Genomic DNA, 21013 nt, shown 5'->3' on the forward strand with positions numbered 1-21013 from the left:
ATCATAGTCGTGGCGGCCTCAGCCCCCAGATCCAGCAGATAGCAGGGCTGCCCCTGCCACTCGTCAAAACGCTCGAAACGGGCACCGGCAAGCGCTGCGGGCAGGCACGCCTTCACGCCGCTCGGCACCTGACCCGCCTCATCGAGCAGGATTTGATGGTCACCCGCCACGACAAACCAGCGAGCTTGTTCAGTTAATGACATCGGATAAACACTCTCGTTAAGTCAGATTAAACAACGCCACGGTCACAGCAGGCTGCAGCAGGGGCAAAATAGCGCGAATGGGCCCCATCTTACGACTGGCAAGCGCCACTGACGACCCGCCGCCACAACAAAATCGCCTCCGATCTTCGTCCCGCCGGGGCCAAAACCGGCGAGCAAGAGGAGCACATCAACAAAGAGGCCGCCCGAAGGCGGCCTGCTGTTATCCGGTATCCCGAATCCGGCCTCTATCGACGCGGATCAGGCATCGCCCATCGCCAACAGGGAGGCGTTGCCGCCCACTGCAGTGGTGTTGATGGTACGGGTCTTCTCGGTAACAAACCGCCCGAGATAGTGGGGGCCACCCGCCTTGGGGCCGGTGCCGGAGAGCCCCTGCCCGCCGAACGGCTGCACCCCGACCATGGCGCCGATCTGGTTGCGGTTGATGTAGACGTTGCCCACGTTGATGCGGCTCGCCAGCTCCTCCGCGTGGGATTCGTTGCGGCTGTGGATCCCCAGCGTCAGACCGTAGCCGGTGCCGTTGATGTCGCTGATCACCTTGTCCAGATCCCGGGTGGCATAGCGCACCACGTGCAGGATGGGGCCGAACTGCTCCTTGGCCAGCTCGCGGATGGAGCCAATCTCCAGCGCGGTCGGCTGGACGAAGTGTCCCTCCATGGTCGCGGCGGGCATCGGCGCCTGCGCAATCAGGCGAGCACGCGGGATCATGTAGGCGAGGTGAGCATCGAGACCGGCCTTGGCATCGGCATCGATCACCGGGCCGACGTCGGTGTTGTGCTCGGCCGGGTTGCCCACTTTCAGCTCCTGCATGGCGCCGGTGAGGATCTCCAGCACCCGCTCTGCGATCTCCTCCTGCAGGTAGAGCACCCGCAGGGCAGAGCAGCGCTGACCGGCGCTCTGGAAGGCGGCGCTCACCACGTCGCGCACCACCTGCTCCGGCAGCGCGGTGGAGTCGACGATCATGGCGTTCTGACCGCCAGTCTCGGCGATAAGCGGCAGGATGGCGCCATCGCGCTGGGCCAGGGTCATGTTGATCAGCTTGGCGGTCTCGGTGGAGCCGGTGAAGCATACGCCGCCGATACGCGGATCGGCTGTCAACTTGGCACCCACGATGGCGCCGTCACCGGGCAGCAGTTGCAGCACGTCGCCCGGAATACCAGCTTGATGGGCCAGAGTCACCGCCAGATGGGCGATAAGGCCGGTCTGCTCCGCCGGTTTGGCGATAACGGTGTTGCCGGTGGCCAGCGCAGCAGCAATTTGGCCGAGGAAGATCGCCAACGGGAAGTTCCACGGGCTAATGCAGACAAAGACACCGCGCCCCTGCAGGAACAGCTCGTTCTGCTCGCCGGTATAACCGGGCAGCAGGGTCGCCTGCCCCATCAGGCTGCGGGCCTGCACCGCGTAGTAGCGGCAAAAATCGACCGCTTCACGCACCTCGTCGATGCCATCTTGCAGCAGCTTGCCCGCCTCGCGGGTACAGAGGGAGACGAACTGCTCGCGGTTCGCTTCCAGCAGATCTGCCAGCTTCTCCAGCGCGGCGGCCCGCTCGCTCACCGGGGTTTCGCGCCAGCGCGGGAAGGCGGCGTGGGCAGATGCCAAGGCCTGCTCCACCGCCTGCTCGTCGGCCCAGTGGATCTTGCCGACGGTGAGGCTCACATCCTGCGGGCTCAGCACGGTGCGTGCCTCGCTGCGCTTGAGGGTCTCGCCATCGACGATGGGGCCCGCCAGCCACTGCTTGCTCTCCAGCTCTTTCAAGCGGGCGAAGAAGGGGCGCTGGATGGAGAGGATATTCATGTTGACGCCGCTGGAATTCTTGCGGTCGGTGAAGAGGTTCACCGGCTGCGGAATGCGGTCGTTGGCAAAGCCGGAGTAGCGCTTGAGGGTGCGCAGCGGATGCTCGGCCAGCGAATCCACCGGGGTGTTGGGGTCCACCAGCTTGTGAACGAAGGAGGTGTTGGCCCCGTTCTCCAACAGGCGGCGCACCAGATAGGGCAGCAGATCCTTGTGGGCGCCGACCGGCGCATAGATGCGACAGTGCAGGCCGGGATTGTCGTTCAGCACCGCGTTGTGCAGCTCCTCCCCCATGCCGTGCAGGCGCTGGAATTCAAACTGACGATCACCGACCATCTCCAGAATGCTGACCACGGTATTCGCGTTGTGGGTGGCGAACTGGGGGGCGATAAAGCCGCGAGTCGGCTCGCTCAGCAGGTAGCGGGCGCAGGCGAGGTAGGAGATATCGGTGCCCGCCTTGCGGGTAAAGAGCGGGTAGCCGGGCAGGCCCGCCTGCTGGGCATATTTCAGTTCGCTGTCCCAGTAGGCGCCTTTTACCAGTCGCACCGGAATGAGGTCACCCTGCTCGCGAGCCAGGGCGGTGAGCCAGCAGAGTACCGGCAGCGCACGCTTGGAGTAGGCCTGCACCACCATGCCGAGCTTGCCCCAGCCGCGGTTGGCGTCGGAGCGGTAGAGCTGTTCGAACAAGTCCAGCGACAGCTCGAGGCGGTCCATCTCCTCGGCATCGATGCTTATGGCCACATCCTTGTCGCGGGCCAGCCGCACCAGCCCCACCAGCCGCTCACACATTTCGCCGAGCACCCGTTCGCGGTTGGCCACGTCATAGCGTGGATGGAGCGCCGAGAGCTTGATGGAGATGGAGGGGGCCGGGCCGCCGTCGCTGATCCGCTCGTTGCCCACCGCCTCAATGGCGTTGCGGTAATCGGTCAGATACTTGTCGGCATCCTGCATGGTCAGTGCCGATTCACCCAGCATGTCGTAGGTGTGGGTGTAGCCCAGCTCGCGGGATTTGCGGCTCGCCTTGAGGGCCTCCTTCATGTCGCGCCCCAGCACGAACTGCTTGCCCATGATCTTCATGGCGGCATACATGGCAGAGCGCACCACCGGCTCCCCCAGCTTGTTGACCATGCGCCCCAGCAGGTTGGCCGGGTTGCCGTCCAGCTTTTTGTCGAGCTTGATGATCTTGCCGGTCAGCATCAGCCCCCAGGTGGAGGCGTTGACCAGAGTAGAGTCGCTCTTGCGGAAATGGGATGACCAGTTGGCGCCGGAGAGCTTGTCCTTGATCAGGGCATCGGCGGTCTCGGCATCGGGAATGCGCAGCAGCGCCTCGGCCAGACACATCAGGATGATCCCCTCCTGGGTATCCAGGCTGTACTCCTGCAGGAAGGCGTCGATACCGTCACCGGAGCCGCTCTCCTTGCGCACCTTGGTCACCAGAGTACGGGCACGCTGGGTCACCTGCTCCAGCGAGGCGCCATCCCCCGGCAGCATGGCCGACAGTTCGGCCAGATAGGCATTTTCATCCACCACATAGTTCTGGGTGATGGCTTCGCGCAGGGCGGCCAGATCAGAGGGGATATAGTCAGCGGCAAGCACTTGAGTAGCTTTGAACATATGGGGTCTTCCTGTACGCCCTAGGGCTGATATCGACAAAGGCGGACGCGCCGCCGAAACGCCGATAATGTATACAATGTTGCACCCTATATGAAATGAATTTGTTGCCACTCTTTAACAAAGATCGCTCATTCCCCCCATGAATTCCCTTTTGAAGCTAATACGCCAGCATGCGTGAGGGTCATCTGACTTCATTTTGTATACGATCTGCCGCCGCTCTATCGCAAAGCAGCCACGCATTCCGCCCAATACGCCCCAAAAAAAGAAGGGCCGCCACGGCGACCCTTCTAAGCAATTCATTCAGCCAGATGTAGTCAGTTCATCCAGCGATCGCCGCGGCTGCGACGACGGGGCAGCATCGGCAGCAGGATGCCAAGCAGAATACCGGCCCCCACCATGGCACCACCACGGATAAACCAGTCCATCTGCATGTCGTGCTCCTGGTTGTCGTAGCTCTGGGTCAGGGCATCATTCTGCTCTTTGAGATTGCTCATCTCCTCACCCTGACTGACCAGCTGAGCCTTGAGGGCGGCGATCTCCTTGCTCTGGGCAGCGATCTGGCCATCCTTCTCGGTGAAGCGTTTCTCGTTGTCACCGTTAAGGTTCTGCAGGCGATCTTTAAGCTCATCGCGCTCTTTTTCCACCTGGGGCAGACGCTCGCGCAGGCTGATCTGGCTCTGCAGTTCGCTGTTCTTGATCCACCCCTCGCGGCCACGACCGTCCACCACCTGGGTGAAACCGGCCTCGCTGTTCACCGCCTTTACCTCCAGCGGTTCACCAGCCTTGACGCTGCCAAGGATCCGGTACTGGGTACCCGGGCCATTGTGGATATAGGTAAAGATGTTGTCTGAAACATAACGGGTATCGGCCAGTGCCTGTTGGGCACACAAGCAGATCAAAATCCCGAGAAGGGCGCGCATGGTCGATCGGTTCTCTTTTTCAGGTTTGGACAAGAGGTTGAATGTTAAGCCGCCAGCAGGTTAAAGGACAAGCAAAGAAAAAGCACCTCCCCCGGATTAAAGAGCGCAGAGTTGCGAGTCAACTCGCAACTTGCCCGTCTGCGGTCTCACTTGTTTTTCAGCTCCTGCACCTCGCTGCGCAGGGCGCGGATCTCCCGCAGCAGCTCCTCTTGCTGATTGTTGTAGTGATGACGCCACTTGTCGGTCTCGCCATCCCCCTTGTTGGGCTGCAAAAACAGGCTGGCCATGAAACCGCTGATGGCACCGAACAGACCGACCCCGAACAGGATCAGCAGGCTGGCGACAAACCGCCCCTCCTCGGTCTTGGGCACCAGATCCCCGTAACCCACTGTCGAGAGGGTCACCAGCGTCCACCAGAACGCGTCGTAAGGTGTCTCAATCTGGCTGCCGGGCTGGCCTGACTCAATCCAGTACATGACGCCGGAGCCCACCCCCAGCAGCAGGAAGAACAGAAACAGGATACCGGAGAGGGTGGTCTCGTTGCGCTCGCGACGGAACATGGCCCAGAGATCCGGGTGCTCCTTGAACAGCTGATAGACCCGCCACAGCTGGATCAACCGCGCCCAGCGCAGTTGCTCCGCCATCGGCAGGCTACCCGGCAGATAGATCCAGTTGGCCTTGAAATAGGCCTTGCGATCGGAGGCCCGGATCCAGCCATAAGCAAAGTGCGCGAGGAAGAAGTAGCAGATCAGACTGTCGAGGTCATAGAAGAGCTGCAGGGTCTGTGGTGTCAGGCTCTCATGGCCCCACCAGCGGGCCGTCACCAGCACAACCGAGATAATCGACAGAAATGCCATCAGCAGATCCATCGCCCGCAGATGAGTTAAGTGATGTCGCATACATTTTCCAACTTTAAGCACAGTGCAAATTAATAAAAGAGAAGATAATGCCGATAGTCCTGAGGACAAAGGAAAAAACGGCTTTTAAAAGGAGAATGACAATGCAGCTGAACCTGCTGGAGAAAAGAATGAGCAACATCCGGTTGGTACCAAAAGTGGTGCTGCTGATGGTGTTCAGTACCCTCCTGCTACTGACAAAACTCTGGTTTGACGCCAACAATCTGGAAGCGACCCTGCTCAGCGAAGGGCTCGATCCCGCCAAGGCGGATGCGATCTCCAATCGCCTGCTCTGGACCGGTCTGATGGAGACCGCCATCATGGGGCTGCTGTTCGTGATCCTGCTGCTCACCGGCTCCCGCCTGATGGTCAAGCAGGTGCACTATCTGGTGGGCCTGCTGGAGCGCTTCGCCAAGCGGGACCTCAGCCACAAGGTACTGCTCAAGTCTCGTGACGAATTCGGTGACATCGCCAAGGCGGTCTCCCACTCCCAGGAGAATCTCAAAGAGGTGTTTGGCAACCAGCGCGCCGCCTGCAAGGAGCTCAACGACATCGCCTCCCAGGTGACCCTTTGCATGGAAGAGGCCAACGAAGCGATCAACGAAGAGTTCACCCAGATCGAACAGCTGGCCAGCGCCATGAGCCAGATGGTCGGCGCCATTCGCGAAGTTGCCGCCCATGCGGATCAGGCCTCTCACGCCACCGCCGAGACCAGCCAACTGGCGGAAGAGGGGAGCCGCTGCGTGGCCGACACCGTCAGCACCATAGACACCCTCTCCGGCAACATCCAGCGTTCCGCCACCGTGGTCAACGAGGTGGAGCAGGGGGTCGAGCGCATTGGCTCGGTAGTCGACACCATTCGCGGCATCTCGGAGCAGACCAACCTGTTGGCCCTGAACGCCGCCATCGAAGCGGCCCGCGCCGGTGAAGCGGGTCGTGGCTTTGCCGTGGTGGCCTCCGAAGTGCGTGAGCTGGCCAACCGGGCTCAGGCCGCCACCGTCGAAATCCAGAAGATGATCGAACAGCTGCAGAGCAATGCCCATCAGGCTGGCGAGCTGATGGCCCAAAGCGTACAGCAGGCCGACAAGGGGGTGGAACAGGTGACCCAGGCCGGTACCCAGCTCGCCACCATAGTGCAGCGGGTACAGGGTGTCGCCGACATGAACCGCCACATCGCCGCCGCCTCCGAGCAGCAGAGCTCGGTCGCCGAAGAGATGCGCGGTAATCTGGAACAGGTCAAACAGATCGCCGAAGGCTCCGTGGTGGTGCTGCGCGAACTGCAAGAGGCCTCCGAGCTGGTCGAGCAGCACAGCAAGGAGCTCGACAGCCAGATCCAGTCCTTCAAGCTCGCGTGACAGCTTTCCTTGGTCGAGCATGACCGCCATTATGCCCCGCCGCCTCTCTGACCATAAAAAAATCCGAAACCTGTGGCTTCGGATTTTTGCTATTCAGCATGTGGCAGAGCGGGGTTATCCCCTCGCCTGCCACATCGGCAGCACTTACTCGGCAGCCATGCGGGCTTCGATGTAAGCCAGTGCGCGGTCGATACGCGCCAGTACGCGCTCCTTGCCCACCAGTGCCATCACGGCGTCGATGGCAGGGGATTGGCCCAGACCGGTGACGGCCACACGCAGCGGCATACCAACCTTGCCCATACCCTGACCCAGTTCGGCGGCTGTCGCTTCAATCAGTTCGTGCAGCGCTTCGGTGGTCCAGCTATCCAGTGCAGCCAGCTTGGTTTTGGCCAAGGTGAGCGGCTCGGCAGCGACGCCACGCAGGTGCTTCTTGGCAGCCACCTCGTCAATGGCTTCGTACTCTTCGAACAGATAGCGGCTCTGGGCGGCCATCTCGACCAGGGTGTTGCAGCGCTCGGCCAGCAGGGTGACCACCTCGGCCAGCGCCGGGCCATTGCTGGTGTCGATCTTCTGGTTTTCCATGTGCCATGCCAGATGCTTGGCCACATAAGCAGAATCCAGGCTGCGCATGTAGTGGTTGTTCAACCACAGCAGCTTGTCGGTGTTGAAGGCAGAGGCGGACTTGGAGATGGCATCCAGACTGAACAGCTTGATCATCTCTTCCAGGCTGAAGATCTCCTGATCTCCGTGGGACCAGCCCAGACGTACCAGATAGTTCAGCAGCGCTTCTGGCAGGTAGCCGTCGTCGCGGTACTGCATCACGGAGACAGCACCGTGGCGCTTGGAGAGCTTGGCACCGTCGTCACCCAGGATCATGGAGACGTGGGCAAACTCCGGCACCGGCGCGTTCAGCGCCTTGTAGATGTTGATCTGGCGCGGGGTGTTGTTGATGTGGTCTTCGCCACGCACCACGTGGGTGATCTCCATATCCCAGTCATCAACCACTACGCAGAAGTTGTAGGTCGGCGCGCCGTCGGTACGGCGGATGATCAGATCGTCTAGCTCGGTGTTGGCGAACTCGATGCGGCCACGGACGTGGTCATCGAACACCACGGAACCTTCGGTCGGGTTGCGGAAGCGGATCACGTGCGGTGCATCGGCAGGGTGATCGTGGGCGTGGTCGCGGCACTTGCCGTCATAACGGGGCTTCTCGCCGTTGGCCATCTGGCCTTCACGCAGCGCTTCCAGACGCTCTTTGGAGCAGTAGCACTTGTAGGCGCGGCCATCGGCCAGCATCTCGTCGATCAGACCGTTGTAGCGATCGAAGCGCTTGGTCTGGTAGTAGGGGCCCTCATCCCAGTTCAGCTCCAGCCATTCCATGCCCTCAATGATGGCGTCGATCGCCTCCTGAGTGGAACGTTCCAGGTCGGTATCCTCAATACGCAGCACGAACTCACCGCCCTGGTTCTTTGCAAACAACCAGGAATAGAGTGCGGTACGGGCACCGCCGACATGCAAAAAGCCGGTCGGGCTGGGAGCAAAACGGGTTTTGACTTTCATCTTTAAGCCTTGTGTAGAGGGCCTTGGGCCAATTCGTTAAAAAAACCGTCGCATTTTAGCACCGACAATCACGGATGGGAAAACCATGACGCCATTGCGGGCTAAAGTAGGGGATTAAATCTGTCACCATTTGCATCTGTAGCCCGATATTTGAAGAGGATCGCAAAACAGAAGCCCCGTTTCCGATTTGCTATGCACAATGCTGGAGAGCTGCCTCCTCCGGTCGATACCCAAATAACGCTCACCACACTCTCACGAACAAGGAAGAGACAATGCAGTTCCGTTCTATCCAGAATCGCATTCTAGTGATGGCCGGGATCGCCATGACCGTAGCCCTGGTCATCCTGATCCTGCTCAACCAATACTCCGGCCAACAGACCCAACAACTCACCATCAGCTCCAGCCGTGAAGCGCTGCAGCAGGAGGCATGGCAGAAGGTCAGCGCCAATGCCCGCGCCGAGGCGGCAACCATCACCCAGCTGCTGCAAAAAGGGCTCTCCTACACCCAGCAGATGGCCAGCGCCCTCGCCCTGCAACAACAGGGCAAACTGCCGCTGGATCGCCAGCAGGCCACCGACCTGCTCAAGGCGCAGCTCGCCCTTGAACCCCAACTCTATGGCGCCTTCGCCGGCTTCGAACCCAACGGTTTCGACGGTCAGGATGCCAGCTTTGCTGGCCAGAGTGCGCTGGGCAGTGACGACAAGGGGCGCTTCGTGCCCTACTTCTATCGCGACAAGGATCAAATCGGTACCGATCTGCTGCTCTCCATCGAAAAAACCGACCCGGACGAATTCGGCAATCCCGCCAACGACTACTACGCCTGCCCGAAGCGGGAAGGACGCTCTTGCCTCATCGATCCCTTCAAGGTGGATATCAACGGTCAGCAGGTGCTGGTGAGCACGATCACCACCCCCATCATGGTGGATGGTCAGTTCAAGGGGATCGCCGCGCTGGATCTGGCGGTGGACTCCATCAGCCGTCAGGCCAAGAGCCTCAACAGCAACATCTATGACGGCAAGGGCGAAACCCTGATCGTCAGCGCCGCCGGTGTCATCACCGGCACCAGCGGCGATGCCAGCCTGCTCGGTAGCAGCGCAAGTAAGGTGCTGGGCAACCAGTGGCAGCAGTACCTGAAACCGGAAGTTCAGCGTCAGGAGCTGGACGAGTCATTCCGTATTTCCGTCCCCATCATGGTGCCGGGAATGAGCCGCAACTGGGCCATCATCGTCACCCTGCCCTACAAGGTGGTTCTGGCGGGAGCCGATCAGCTGGAGAGCCAGCTGAGCGACATGAACCAGGCAGCCATGACCCAGCAATTGGTGGGCGCCTTTATAGTGCTGGTGCTGGCGCTGGTCACCATGCTGGTGATTGCCCGCAGCATCACCGGCCCCATCCGTCAGATGGTCAGCCTGGTGGATGACATCGCAGATGGTGAAGGGGATCTCACCAAGCGCCTCGCAACCCGCTCGGTGGATGAGCTGGGGGATCTCGCCAAGGGGATAAACCGCTTTATCGACAAGCTGCAAGGATTGCTCGGGGATGTGCTCAAGACTGCCAGTGAGGTGAACCGCTACGCCGGTGATACCGATCGCATCGCCGGCCAGACCGACAACAACCTTCAGCACCATCAGGCGGAGATGGAGCAGATGCTGACCGCGGTGCAGGAGATGTCCTACGTCAGCCAGGAGGTCGCCACCCACGCCAACAACACCGCCGACTCGGCCAAACAGGCGCAAGGCGCAGCCGATCAGGGCAAGGAGCGCTTCCAGCAGGTGATCCAGTCGATGCACAAGGTCGCGGCGGAAGCCGGTAAAGGGGCCGAAGTGGTCGAAGGGCTGGCTCACGACAGCGCCCAGATCACCAGCATACTCACCGTCATTCAGGGGATTGCCGATCAGACCAACCTGCTGGCCCTCAACGCCGCCATCGAGGCTGCCCGGGCTGGCGAACAGGGCCGCGGCTTTGCGGTAGTCGCCGATGAGGTGCGCAAACTGGCGGGCAATACCCAGCAGGCGGTACAGAACACCCAGGAGTTGATAGAGAAGATCCGCCTCAGCTCCACCAATGCAGTCAACGCCATCACCCAGAGCCAGCAGCTGACCCATCAGGCGGTGAGCGAAGCGGATCTGGCGGAAGAGGCGCTCGGCAGCATCTACCAGGCCATCTCCACCATCAACGACATGACCTATCAGATCGCCTCCGCCGCCGAAGAGCAGAGCTCGGTCTCAGAAACCGTCTCCGGCAACCTGTCAAAAACCAACGCACTGGCCAACGACATTGCTCAGGATGCGACCGAAACGGCCAAAGCCAGTCAGGCTTTGCGTCAGGCGGCCGACAAATTGCAGCAATTATTGGGTCAATTTCGTCTCAGCTGATAATTTTCCGCATCAGGACTCTCCCCCTCGGGGGCGAGTCCGTTTACCATAGGCGACGAATTTGCCTGATGGCAGGCAATGTAGTGAGAGGTAAATGCCGTGCCCACCCCGGACCGTCGCCCACGAGGCCATAACAGACGAGCCCAGCAGCGTCGCCAAGACGAATCACAAGGATCCCTGCTCCATCGCATCAATGCCGCGACGCTGTCCCTGCGCCAACGTTTTGGCCAAGGGATGAGCAACCTCGGCCAACGCCGCCAGGATGCCAAAGCAGGCAAATTCAAGCTGTCCAGCCCGCTGCCCCGCAAAAACACCATTGGTCTGCTGATCCTGATCCCGCTCTGGTTGCTGGTGCTTGCCTGGGAGCCAGTACCATCCGCCCCCAAAGCAGCCCCTTCAGGCTCGCTGGAAGTGCCGCTGGCCGTACCTGCTCAAGCTCTAACTGTCGGTAATGGCGCGGCAGGCAGTGCCCCCGCGGCAGCCAAACCAGTCGAAGAGAAGGTCAACGGTACCTGGCTGCAACACGATGTGCAGGCGGGTGAGACCCTCTACTCCATCTGGCGCAAATTCGAGTTGCCGGGTGCCGAGCTGAGCCGCCTGATCGCCATCGAGGGGCCGGATCGCCCCCTGACCCGCCTGCAATCGGGCCGCTCTATCTTCATCCTGGTGGACGACACCCGCCGCATCCAGCGGGTGGAGATCCGCTCCTACGGTCAGGCAGTCTACCGCTACGACCGGCAGGGCGAAGGGTTTGCCCTCAAGGAATAACAACACGGGAGGCGCTGGCCTCCCGTTTTTTTTCAGTCAAATATCTTCAAATAAGCTACTGACTTCACAATATTTTTAGCTTGTTCAAAAAACGAAAGGGGTCAAATTGACAAGGATCGGCGCTAACGTACAATCGTTTGTGCTTTAGACAGGGATTGTTCTACGTGCTACTGGGACAAAGAGACGTGGTCAGTCATGAGCCAACCCCTGCTTGCAAGGCAAATGCAGCCCAGCACGGGCTTAGTTTCATTTTGTTATTGATAGGATTTAGCACATGTCTGACATTCGCACCGGCCAGGTAAAATGGTTCAACGAAACCAAGGGTTTTGGCTTTATTGAACAATCCCAGGGTCCGGACGTATTCGTTCACTTCTCCTCCATCCAGAGCACCGGTTTCAAAACCCTGGCTGAAGGTCAAAAAGTCCAGTTCACTGTGACCCAGGGCAAAAAAGGCCCTCAGGCTGAGAACGTTACTCTGGTCTAAGCCCGCGCCAGTGAATCATGCAGGAGGAGCCAAGGCCCCTCCTCTTTTTTTTGCCCGCAATTCTTCCTGCCAACCACCTTTCCCACGTACAACCCGCACAATGAACTCGTACCGCCTTCCTGTTTGTAGGAGGTAGCAGAGACACGCTGAGTAAACGCCAGATACGACAAAGCATCGCAGCGCGATGTGAGGGGAAATTCAAAGGGATTATGAAAACTTCGAAGAGAGATTGGAGCGGGAAACGAGACTCGAACTCGCGACCCCGACCTTGGCAAGGTCGTGCTCTACCAACTGAGCTATTCCCGCAACAGAATGTCATTTACAAGTGATTGGAGCGGGAAACGAGACTCGAACTCGCGACCCCGACCTTGGCAAGGTCGTGCTCTACCAACTGAGCTATTCCCGCAACGGAATGTCACTTACAAATGTTTGGAGCGGGAAACGAGACTCGAACTCGCGACCCCGACCTTGGCAAGGTCGTGCTCTACCAACTGAGCTATTCCCGCAACAGAATGTCATCTGCAAGTGATTGGAGCGGGAAACGAGACTCGAACTCGCGACCCCGACCTTGGCAAGGTCGTGCTCTACCAACTGAGCTATTCCCGCATCGGAATATCACTTACAAATTTTTTGGAGCGGGAAACGAGACTCGAACTCGCGACCCCGACCTTGGCAAGGTCGTGCTCTACCAACTGAGCTATTCCCGCAACAATTTGGTTGTCTTTAGGCTGGCTGATGATTGGAGCGGGAAACGAGACTCGAACTCGCGACCCCGACCTTGGCAAGGTCGTGCTCTACCAACTGAGCTATTCCCGCATCGGGCTGGTTTGCACCAGTGTCATCATCAGATTTTTGGAGCGGGAAACGAGACTCGAACTCGCGACCCCGACCTTGGCAAGGTCGTGCTCTACCAACTGAGCTATTCCCGCAACTACCTTAAAACAGGCCGTACAGCATTTGGTTGCTTGCGCTACTGTACGGGAGCCGAATTATAAGAGCAGTCATTCCAATTGCAAGGGCTTTTTTGTCTGGTTGCGCGCGTTCGCTCAAAAGCTGGCCGAACTGTCGATTTTAGCAGCCAGCGCATGACAACCCCTTGCCGGGGAATCAGATCTTGAAGACGTGGCTGCGATAGAACTGCAGCTCGGCGATGGATTCGCGGATGTCGTCCAGCGCCTGGTGGGTGCCGCTCTTCTTGAACTGATCCAGCAATTCCGGCTGCCAGCGGCGTACCAGCTCCTTGATGGTGCTGACGTCGACGTTGCGATAGTGGAAGAAAGCTTCCAGATCGCTCATGTGCTTGACCATGAAGCGGCGATCCTGACCGATGCTGTTGCCGCACAGCGGGCTGGTGCGCTCCGGCACCCACTGGCGAATGAACGCGAGGGTCTCGGCAACGGCTTTCGCCTCGTCATGCTGGCTCGCCTTGACCCGGGCCACCAGACCGCTCTTGGTGTGGGTGTTGACGTTCCAGTCGTCCATCTTGGCCAGCTCTTCATCACTCTGATGAATGGCGATCACCGGCCCTTCGGCCAGCACGTTCAGGTCCTTGTCGGTGACTATGGTGGCAATCTCCAGTACCACGTTCTCTTCGGGGTCGAGCCCCGTCATCTCCATGTCGATCCATACCAGGTTCTGCGCGCTGACTGTCATGATTACTCTCTCTGTTGGGAGGAATGGCGGAATTTTGCCAATTTGCATGTATCATACTGGCTTTGGATCTGTTCATAAACTGGCGAATCGAGTGGCAAAGAAAGCAAAACTCAATCTGGGTCAACAAAGACGCGTCCAGGCCAACCGCGAGCGGCGACTGCAAAAAGATCACACCACAGTGGTGGATGACACCCTGTTTGGCCCCGCCATCGAAGGGGTGGTGATCAGTCGTTTTGGTCAGCACGCAGACGTGGAAGCGGTCGATGGCACCATCCACCGCAGCAACCTGCGGCGCAGCAGCATCAGCAGTCTGGTCTGTGGCGACAAGGTAGTGTGGCGTCCCGGCCTCAATGCCGCGACAGCGGGCGTCATCGAGGCGGTGCATCCGCGCCACTCGGTACTGACCCGGCCGGACTTCTACGACGGTGTCAAACCCATCGCCGCCAATATCGACCAGATCATCATCGTCTCGGCGGTGATGCCCGAGTTCTCCACCAACATCGTCGACCGCTATCTGGTGGCCGCCGAGGATGTGGAGATCCGCCCCCTCATCGTGCTGAACAAGGTCGATATGCTCGATGATGCCGCCAGAGCGCGCATCGAAAGCCAGCTCGAAACCTACCGCAAACTCAATTACGAGGTGCTGCTGGTGAGCTGCGAGAGCGGCGAAGGGCTGGATGAGCTTAAAGCCGCTCTGACCGACAAGATCAGCATCTTCGTTGGCCAGTCCGGGGTGGGCAAGTCGTCGCTCACCAACGCCCTGATGCCGGGGCTGGATGTACTCACCGGCGAGATCTCCGAAAACTCGGGACTCGGCCAGCACACCACCACCACGGCGCGGCTCTACCACTTCCCCAGCGGCGGCGATCTCATCGACTCCCCCGGGATCCGCGAGTTCGCCCTCTGGCATCTGGAAGCCGACCGCATCACCTGGTGCTTCGTCGAGTTTCGCGACTATCTGGGTGGCTGCAAGTTCCGCGACTGTACCCACAAGGACGATCCCGGCTGTGCCCTGCGGGCGGCAGTCGACAGTGGCGCCATCAGCGCCGATCGCTTCCACAACTATCACCGCATCCTGGAAACCATGCAGGAAGCTCGTCACGGTCGCCAACAAGCGCGCCTGTGACCCTAATAAACCTACGTTGATGATGAACATGAGCATTACTGACAACCTGAAAATTGCCGGTCAATACTGTCTGCCCAAGCACGCCCTCTCCCGTCTGATCGGCAAGTTTGCCGCCGCCGAAGCGGGCAACATCACCACCAAGGTGATCGAGGCTTTTATCAAGCAGTACCAGGTCGACATGAGCGAGGCGCTGCACGAGAGCCCGGCCCACTACAAGAGCTTCAACGAGTTCTTCACCCGCGAGCTCAAGCCCGGTATCCGCCCCGTGGTAGAAGATGCCATGACTCTGGCGCTGCCGGTCGATGGCACCGTCAGCCAGCTCGGCCCCATCCAGCAGGGTCGCATCATCCAGGCCAAGGGCCACGACTACAGCGCTCGCGAGCTGCTGGGCGGCTATGAGGATCTGGTTGCGCCGTTCAAGGATGGCGACTTCGCCACCATCTATCTGGCGCCCAAGGATTACCACCGCATCCACATGCCGCTGGACGGCGTGCTGGAGAGCATGGTGTTCGTGCCGGGGGATCTCTTCTCCGTCAACCCGCTCACCGCCGAGAACGTGCCGAACCTGTTTGCCCGCAACGAGCGGGTGGTGGCCACCTTCCGCACCCCGCACGGCCCCATGGCGCTGGTGCTGGTCGGTGCCACTATCGTGGCCAGCATCGAGACCATCTGGGCCGGCAACATTGCGCCGACCAAAGAGAAAAAGGTGGTGCGCTGGGACTACACTGGCGACGAGGCCATTACATTGCAAAAAGGTGCCGAGATGGGGCTGTTCAAACTGGGCAGTACTGTCGTCTGCCTGTTTGGCCCGGGTATGCTGGCCGGTTTCGAGCCGCATCTGGCCAACGGGGTCACCACCCGCATGGGTCAGCCCTTTGCCAAGCTGGCGGAGCAGGCATGAGCGAGCAACCGAACGCCTCGCAGAAGAACAACCCGCTGCACGGGCTGACGCTGGAAGCCATCGTCACCGCGCTGGTCGAACACTACGGCTGGGAAGAACTGGGGCAGCAGATCAATATCCGCTGCTTCACCCATGAGCCCAGCGTCAAATCCAGCCTGAAGTTCTTGCGCAAGACCCCATGGGCCCGGGAGAAGGTAGAGAGCCTCTACCTCTACGTTCAGCGCAAGCAAGCCAAATCGAAGAAGGAAGGGCAAGATGGCCTTTAAGATTACGTACACCTATAAAAAACAGGCCAAAGAGATCGGCTACGCGAACGACAAGTTCCGTAGCATCTACGACGCCATCGCCGCTGCCGAAGGGCTGGATCTCACCAGTTTTCACACCATGGAGGCCCAGCTGGCTCAGGTTTGTCGCCGCGACAAGAAAAGCGTGAAGGATTACCAGGAGAACTACTTCAAAGAGTTGGGATTCTCCAACATCGTCATCGAACGGGATCTGCAGGAGTAACCATGCGCACCTTGACCCTGATGGCCGCCTCTCTGCTGCTGGCGGCATGCAGTACACCGGAACAACATCTGGTGGGCGGCGATCGCGACAGCCACGGCTGTATCGGCAGTGCGGGCTATCAGTGGTCAGCGCTGACTGGCAAATGTGTGCGCCTGTTTGAAGAGGGTATCCGGCTCAATCCAACCGATGCCAGCCAGACCAGCAGCGCCTTCGTGCTGTTCAACACCGACCAGACGCAAGCCGAACTGCATCTACCAAGCGGCGAGCAGCACTTGCTGACCCGTCAAGGTGCGGAGGGCAACTGGTCGTGGCAGGGCAGCGGCTACACCCTCTTTATCTGGAAGGGTTATGTGCTCAAGCACGGTGACAAGGCGCTCTATCACGGGGAATAACCCCGTGCGATAGCGCACTGCGTGGTATCGGCACGATGCCAGCGAAAAAAATGCCGACCCTGTGGTCGGCATTTTTGTTTTTGCAACAGCCTGTTATCAGGCACGGCTGAGGTAATCGGCCTGCCCTACCCACTTGTAGCTGGTGAGCTCGGTCAACCCCATGGGGCCACGGGCATGCAGCATCTGGGTCGACACCGCCACTTCAGCGCCCAGACCAAACTGGCCGCCATCGGTGAAACGGGTCGAGGCGTTGACATAGACAGCCGCCGAGCCGGCCCCGTTGACGAAACGCTCGGCATTGGCCAAATCATTAGTCAGGATGGCATCGGAGTGGCCGGCGTTGTGCTCGCGCATATGGGCCAGCGCCTCGTTCACATCCGCCACCAACTTGACCCCCAGGGTCAGCCCGAGCCACTCGGTATCGAAATCCTCCGGCCCCGCCTCGCACAGGTTATCGGCACCCGCCAGCAGCGCCATAGCGTTGGGCGCGGCCACCAGCGTCACCTTGCGCTCGTTCATCAGCGTCACCAGCTGCGGCAGGAATGTCGAAGCGACTTTCTCGTGCACCAGCAGGGTATCGAGGGCGTTGCAGGCGGAGGGGCGCTGCACCTTGGCGTTGTCGATGACCGCCAGAGAGCGCACCAAATCGGCACTCTCGTCGACGAAGATATGGCTGATGCCGAACCCGCCGATGATGACCGGAATGGAGCTGTTCTCCTTGCACATCTTGTGCAGGCCAGCACCGCCACGGGGGATGATCATGTCCACATAGCGGTCGAGACGCAGCAACTCGCCGACCAGCGCCCGATCCGGGTTGTCGATGTACTGCACCGCCGCCTCGGGCAGACCGGAGGCCGCCAAGGCATGCTGGATCACCCGCACCAGCTCCAGATTGGAGTGGAAGGTCTCGCGCCCGCCACGCAATATGCTGGCGTTGCCAGTCTTGAGGCAGAGGCTGGCGATATCGATGGTGACGTTGGGGCGCGCCTCGTAGATGACGCCGATAACCCCGATGGGCACCCGACGACGGGAGAGCCGCAGGCCATTCTCCAGCACCCGGCTATCCATTTCGGCGCCGACCGGATCGTCCAGCGTGATCACCTTGCGCACATCTGCCACGATACCGGCCAGCCGGGCCGGATTGAGCAGCAGGCGATCCAGCATCGCTTCTGACAAGCCAGCCTCACGGCCGGCGGCGATATCTTTCGCGTTGGCGGCGAGGATCTGCTCACTGCGCACCTCCAGCTCGTCAGCAATGGCGGCCAGCGCCCGATTCTTCTGCGCCGTGCTGATGGTGGCCAGCTGATAGGCGGCTTCACGGGCCGCCTGCCCCATTTTCTCCAGACTCATCTCGGTTCCCTTTTGTTCATGCCGTGCCGCCCTGGTTAGAGCAGCACCATATCGTCTCGATGGATGGCTACTGAACCATATCCATAGCCCAGTACCTGCTCAATCTGATCCGAGTGGACGCCGCGCAGCTTATCCAGCTCCAGATGGTCGTAACGGCAGATGCCACGCGCCAGCTCAGCGCCCTTGGGATCAAGAATTCGCACCACATCGCCTCGAATAAAGTCGCCCTTGACCGCGACAATCCCCTTGGGCAGCAGGCTGGAGCCTTTATCCTTCATGGCGGCGACAGCCCCCTGATCCACATGGACTTCGCCGTGAGGGGGCGGGCCTGCCAGGATCCAGCTCTTGCGCCCTTCCAGCGGGGACGCCAGCGCCGGGAACAGGGTGCCAATCCGCTCGCCCTTGGCGAGACGGCCGATCACCTCCGGCATCTGGCCGGTCGCGATCACCACGTTGACACCAGCGCGGCGCGCCACATCGGCGGCCTGCAGCTTGGTAGCCATGCCACCGGTGCCGAGGCCGCTGACACTGTCACCTGCCAGCGAGCGCAGGGTATCGTCGATGGTCTGCACCTCTTCAATCAGCTGGGCGTCGGGATTGGTGCGCGGATCGGCGGTAAACAGCCCCTTCTGGTCGGTTAGCAGGATCAGCAGATCCGCATCCGCCAGAATGGCGGCCCGCGCGGAGAGGTTGTCGTTGTCGCCGACCTTGATCTCGGCGGTCGCCACCGCATCGTTTTCGTTGATGACCGGAATAATGCGGTGATCGAGCAGGGTGCGCATGGTGTCGCGGGCGTTGAGGTAGCGCTCCCGATCTTCCAGATCGGCGCGGGTCAGCAGCATCTGGCCGATATGCAGACCGTAGAGGTTGAACAGATCCTGCCATACCCGAATAAGCTGGGTCTGACCAACCGCCGCCAGCATCTGCTTGTTGGGAAGGGTTGGCGCCAGTGGCGGGTGACCCAGATGTTCACGCCCGGCGGCGATAGCTCCTGATGTGACAACCACGACCCGATGGCCGTGACGGTGCAAGGCCGCACACTGTCTGACCAGCTCGACCATATGGGCACGATTGAGCTGGGAAGACCCCCCTGTGAGCACGCTGGTGCCCAACTTGACGACTATGGTTCTGTTTTCCATGGGAGCATAAAGGCTAAAAAGTAAGGAATATCTTTATACCCACGGCCATGGAGCCCTGCAAGGCAATTAACGTCGGGGTGAGGAGATGAAGCAAAGCCCGGATGATTGCGGTCGGAAGGGGAGATGGCTGACTGATGGCCCGGCAAACAGCGGGATGCTGCTCGCCGGGCATCAGGGATCAAGCGGCGGTCACGGTCAACTCATTGATGACCTGATCCGCTGGCGCTAACTGACACTCCAGAGCCGTCAGTTTGTCGCTGATGAGCTTGTAGAAACGGTTGAGGGTCCGCTCCACTTCTACCTGGTGCTTCTTGGGGATCGGCTTGTCCAGCCACTCACCATCAGCATTGTAGAAACCGAGCTGATAGTGGTAACGGAAATGGTGATCGTCCTGCTCCAGCACCAGCCACCAGCCCCAGAACTCCCGTTTGTCCGGCGCCGGCTTGGCACTGACGCAGACAGACAAACAGTCGAAACGATAACGCCCCTCTTCGCAGAGATCTTCGCGCAAATAGGGGCCAATGGCAGCAAACTGCCTCAGCAGTCGCTTGTAGGTCACTCTTTCAGACATGTTAACCTCCCTGTTAAACAAGCCGCGCCACCTCGGGATGGCGTCAGTTCTTTAGCGCAATGTCAGGTACACAAATGCTGTTTCAGCCACTCGACGATTTCGTCCAGTGCCTTGTCATACACCTCCAGCAAAGGCTGTTTGTCGAATACGATGGCCTTGCCGTTACGACTGGCCGCCGCCAATGCCCGTACATCCTGCTCGGGACAAATAAAATCTCGCTTGTGTCCAATACTCAATATCGGCACTGAGGTGCGAGTCCCCAGTAATCCTTGCGTTTTAAGTGAAAATACCTGGCACTTGGTACGCATGCCGTCCCACTGCGCCGCATCCGCCCCCAACCGGTTGGCCAGACTGTCCCGCATCATGCGCGGGCACTTCGCAAACAGCTCCTGATTGGTAAACACCTGATTGACCCCGGCGCCGACACAGACCACGGTGCGCAGCTTGAAGGGTTCGATAAAGGCCAGTCTGGCTGCGATATTGCCCGCCAGACGCATCCCCACCATGGCGATACGCTGATGATCGACCCAGGCCACTTCGGAGAGATAGTGCAACACAGCCTGATGAAGGCGGCTGGTATCCTGTACCAATGGCCAATGCTCGGCATAGCCAACCCCGGGCATATCGAGGGAGAGCATGCCGATACCGTTGGGCTCGAGCCGTTTGAGATAGAAGTTGAGGAAATCGAGCTGCAGGGAGTCGATCCCGCCGCTGATGATCACCAGCGGCACCGGTTTTTCGGTCGTCGGCAGGTGGAGATAACCCTGAATATGCTTGCCGCGAAAAGGCACCTGGATCTCTTTGAGCGGCACCTTGAACAGGCGACCGGCCTCGCGATAGGCCATGTTACCGAGCAGCTGGGCTTGATCCGCCAGCTCGTCATCCTTGAGATGGGGATAGCTGGCGATGGAGTAGTAGCGCACCGCCTTGAGCAGCTGTTTCAAGGCGCCAGAAGTATCCCCCTTCTCGCGCAGTTCGCGGCCCTGCTTGAAATAGTTGCCAGCCACCTGGCTCCATTCGTAGATCCAGTTGCCGGGCACATAGCCCTTGATGGTATCGAGATAGCAATCGTGGGTACGCTCGCCGGTCGCCATGGCGATACGGGCCAGGGTCTGCTCCACTTCGATGGGATCTGCCCCCTGCCAGGTCCAGGAGGGGCGGCGCAGCAGGCGATACCAGCTCTTTGACATGGAACCGTCGATAAACATCTCGTCTGACTCGGCTTGCGCCAGATCAGCCGCACTGGAGTTGGAGATCTCGGATGTTTCCAATACCTTCTTGACGCGGGTAAAGAGCTGTTCGGTCAGGTTTAGGTCTTCGTTCAAGTCCAAGATAGTGTCCCATTCATATCAGGCAATAGCTCATCTTAACCACTTTTACTGCCCATCAG

18 protein-coding genes, 7 tRNA genes and 1 pseudogene are annotated in these 21013 nt (G+C 59.8%); 9 read left to right on the forward strand and 17 right to left on the reverse strand.

From position 1 onward, the window contains the following. The 4 genes and pseudogenes from nudC to AB5Y85_RS12680 form a co-directional block, all read right to left on the reverse strand. Nucleotides 1-203, reverse strand: a pseudogene (nudC, locus tag AB5Y85_RS12665) (NAD(+) diphosphatase); the annotation flags it as partial. A 258-nt stretch (nucleotides 204-461) separates the two neighbouring features. Then, nucleotides 462-3626 (reverse strand): bifunctional proline dehydrogenase/L-glutamate gamma-semialdehyde dehydrogenase PutA, encoded by a 3165-nt coding sequence (putA, locus tag AB5Y85_RS12670; RefSeq protein ID WP_257687806.1) that lies wholly within the window; start codon nucleotides 3624-3626, stop codon nucleotides 462-464. Nucleotides 3627-3940: 314 nt separating this feature from the next. Next, on the reverse strand, nucleotides 3941-4546 hold the full coding sequence (locus AB5Y85_RS12675; protein WP_005335443.1) for a TIGR04211 family SH3 domain-containing protein: 606 nt from the start codon (nucleotides 4544-4546) through the stop codon (nucleotides 3941-3943). A gap of 146 nt (nucleotides 4547-4692) precedes the next feature. Beyond that, entirely contained in the window at nucleotides 4693-5445 is a 753-nt protein-coding gene (locus AB5Y85_RS12680; RefSeq protein ID WP_005354446.1) for a potassium channel family protein, read from the reverse strand. 101 nt (nucleotides 5446-5546) lie between these two features. Between AB5Y85_RS12680 and AB5Y85_RS12685 the strand changes: the two genes are divergently transcribed. Then, nucleotides 5547-6797: a methyl-accepting chemotaxis protein gene (locus AB5Y85_RS12685; protein WP_257687807.1), complete on the forward strand. Its 1251-nt coding sequence runs from the start codon at nucleotides 5547-5549 to the stop codon at nucleotides 6795-6797. Nucleotides 6798-6941: 144 nt separating this feature from the next. Here the strand turns inward: AB5Y85_RS12685 and gltX are convergent, their stop codons facing one another. After that, nucleotides 6942-8357 carry a glutamate--tRNA ligase gene (gene gltX / locus AB5Y85_RS12690; RefSeq protein WP_257687808.1) on the reverse strand — a complete coding sequence of 472 codons (1416 nt, stop codon included), beginning with the start codon at nucleotides 8355-8357 and terminating at the stop codon, nucleotides 6942-6944. 272 nt (nucleotides 8358-8629) lie between these two features. Here gltX and AB5Y85_RS12695 point away from each other — a divergent pair, with 272 nt between their 5' ends. The 3 genes from AB5Y85_RS12695 to AB5Y85_RS12705 all read left to right on the forward strand — a co-directional run bounded on the left by AB5Y85_RS12695 (nucleotide 8630) and on the right by AB5Y85_RS12705 (nucleotide 11984). Beyond that, a complete protein-coding gene (locus AB5Y85_RS12695; RefSeq protein WP_257687809.1) occupies nucleotides 8630-10732 on the forward strand; it encodes a methyl-accepting chemotaxis protein in 2103 nt (700 codons plus the stop codon). 99 nt (nucleotides 10733-10831) lie between these two features. Next, entirely contained in the window at nucleotides 10832-11500 is a 669-nt protein-coding gene (locus AB5Y85_RS12700; RefSeq protein ID WP_257687810.1) for a LysM-like peptidoglycan-binding domain-containing protein, read from the forward strand. Between the two features lie 274 nt (nucleotides 11501-11774). Continuing rightward, the gene (locus tag AB5Y85_RS12705; RefSeq protein WP_005338972.1) at nucleotides 11775-11984 is read left to right on the forward strand and encodes a cold-shock protein; all 210 of its coding nucleotides are present in this window, start codon (nucleotides 11775-11777) and stop codon (nucleotides 11982-11984) included. Nucleotides 11985-12214: 230 nt separating this feature from the next. Here AB5Y85_RS12705 and AB5Y85_RS12710 read toward each other — a convergent pair. From AB5Y85_RS12710 to orn, 8 genes are all read right to left on the reverse strand, one after another. After that, nucleotides 12215-12290, reverse strand: a tRNA-Gly gene (locus tag AB5Y85_RS12710). Between the two features lie 24 nt (nucleotides 12291-12314). Next, nucleotides 12315-12390, reverse strand: a tRNA-Gly gene (locus tag AB5Y85_RS12715). Between the two features lie 24 nt (nucleotides 12391-12414). Beyond that, nucleotides 12415-12490 (reverse strand) — tRNA-Gly (locus AB5Y85_RS12720). 24 nt (nucleotides 12491-12514) lie between these two features. Further along, a tRNA-Gly gene (locus AB5Y85_RS12725) sits at nucleotides 12515-12590 on the reverse strand. Nucleotides 12591-12615: 25 nt separating this feature from the next. Beyond that, nucleotides 12616-12691, reverse strand: a tRNA-Gly gene (locus AB5Y85_RS12730). A gap of 33 nt (nucleotides 12692-12724) precedes the next feature. Continuing rightward, nucleotides 12725-12800 (reverse strand) — tRNA-Gly (locus AB5Y85_RS12735). Between the two features lie 37 nt (nucleotides 12801-12837). Then, nucleotides 12838-12913 (reverse strand) — tRNA-Gly (locus AB5Y85_RS12740). A gap of 178 nt (nucleotides 12914-13091) precedes the next feature. Continuing rightward, nucleotides 13092-13637 (reverse strand): oligoribonuclease, encoded by a 546-nt coding sequence (orn, locus tag AB5Y85_RS12745; RefSeq protein ID WP_058057259.1) that lies wholly within the window; start codon nucleotides 13635-13637, stop codon nucleotides 13092-13094. Between the two features lie 91 nt (nucleotides 13638-13728). Between orn and rsgA the strand changes: the two genes are divergently transcribed. Genes rsgA through AB5Y85_RS12770 form a run of 5 tightly spaced genes read left to right on the forward strand, consistent with a single transcriptional unit; the run spans nucleotide 13729 to nucleotide 16563 of the window. Beyond that, nucleotides 13729-14763, forward strand: a complete 1035-nt coding sequence (rsgA, locus tag AB5Y85_RS12750) for a small ribosomal subunit biogenesis GTPase RsgA (RefSeq protein ID WP_058057329.1) — start codon at nucleotides 13729-13731, stop codon at nucleotides 14761-14763. Between the two features lie 28 nt (nucleotides 14764-14791). Then, nucleotides 14792-15664: an archaetidylserine decarboxylase gene (asd, locus tag AB5Y85_RS12755; protein WP_026034874.1), complete on the forward strand. Its 873-nt coding sequence runs from the start codon at nucleotides 14792-14794 to the stop codon at nucleotides 15662-15664. Then, nucleotides 15661-15930, forward strand: coding sequence for a VF530 family DNA-binding protein (locus tag AB5Y85_RS12760; RefSeq protein WP_164537628.1), 270 nt, complete (start codon nucleotides 15661-15663; stop codon nucleotides 15928-15930). Before asd ends, AB5Y85_RS12760 begins: the two co-directional genes overlap by 4 nt. After that, a complete protein-coding gene (locus tag AB5Y85_RS12765; RefSeq protein ID WP_257687197.1) occupies nucleotides 15920-16171 on the forward strand; it encodes a DUF2960 domain-containing protein in 252 nt (83 codons plus the stop codon). The genes AB5Y85_RS12760 and AB5Y85_RS12765 overlap by 11 nt, the downstream gene beginning before the upstream one ends. Nucleotides 16172-16173: 2 nt before the next feature. Continuing rightward, complete coding sequence (locus tag AB5Y85_RS12770) at nucleotides 16174-16563, forward strand: hypothetical protein (RefSeq protein WP_139732853.1); 390 nt, start codon at nucleotides 16174-16176, stop codon at nucleotides 16561-16563. Between the two features lie 96 nt (nucleotides 16564-16659). Here the strand turns inward: AB5Y85_RS12770 and AB5Y85_RS12775 are convergent, their stop codons facing one another. The 4 genes from AB5Y85_RS12775 to frsA form a co-directional block, all read right to left on the reverse strand. Further along, complete coding sequence (locus AB5Y85_RS12775; RefSeq protein WP_257687202.1) at nucleotides 16660-17994, reverse strand: glutamate-5-semialdehyde dehydrogenase; 1335 nt, start codon at nucleotides 17992-17994, stop codon at nucleotides 16660-16662. After that, nucleotides 17949-19052, reverse strand: coding sequence for a glutamate 5-kinase (gene proB, locus AB5Y85_RS12780; protein WP_005338991.1), 1104 nt, complete (start codon nucleotides 19050-19052; stop codon nucleotides 17949-17951). Before proB ends, AB5Y85_RS12775 begins: the two co-directional genes overlap by 46 nt. 178 nt (nucleotides 19053-19230) lie before the next feature. Next, on the reverse strand, nucleotides 19231-19623 hold the full coding sequence (crl, locus tag AB5Y85_RS12785) for a sigma factor-binding protein Crl (protein WP_111900713.1): 393 nt from the start codon (nucleotides 19621-19623) through the stop codon (nucleotides 19231-19233). Between the two features lie 62 nt (nucleotides 19624-19685). Continuing rightward, a complete protein-coding gene (gene frsA / locus AB5Y85_RS12790; protein ID WP_064338704.1) occupies nucleotides 19686-20954 on the reverse strand; it encodes an esterase FrsA in 1269 nt (422 codons plus the stop codon). Between the last annotated feature and the right edge of the window lie 59 nt (nucleotides 20955-21013).

This window comes from Aeromonas sp. R3-1, assembly GCF_040908345.1.
Taxonomy (GTDB): Bacteria; Pseudomonadota; Gammaproteobacteria; order Enterobacterales; family Aeromonadaceae; genus Aeromonas; species Aeromonas veronii.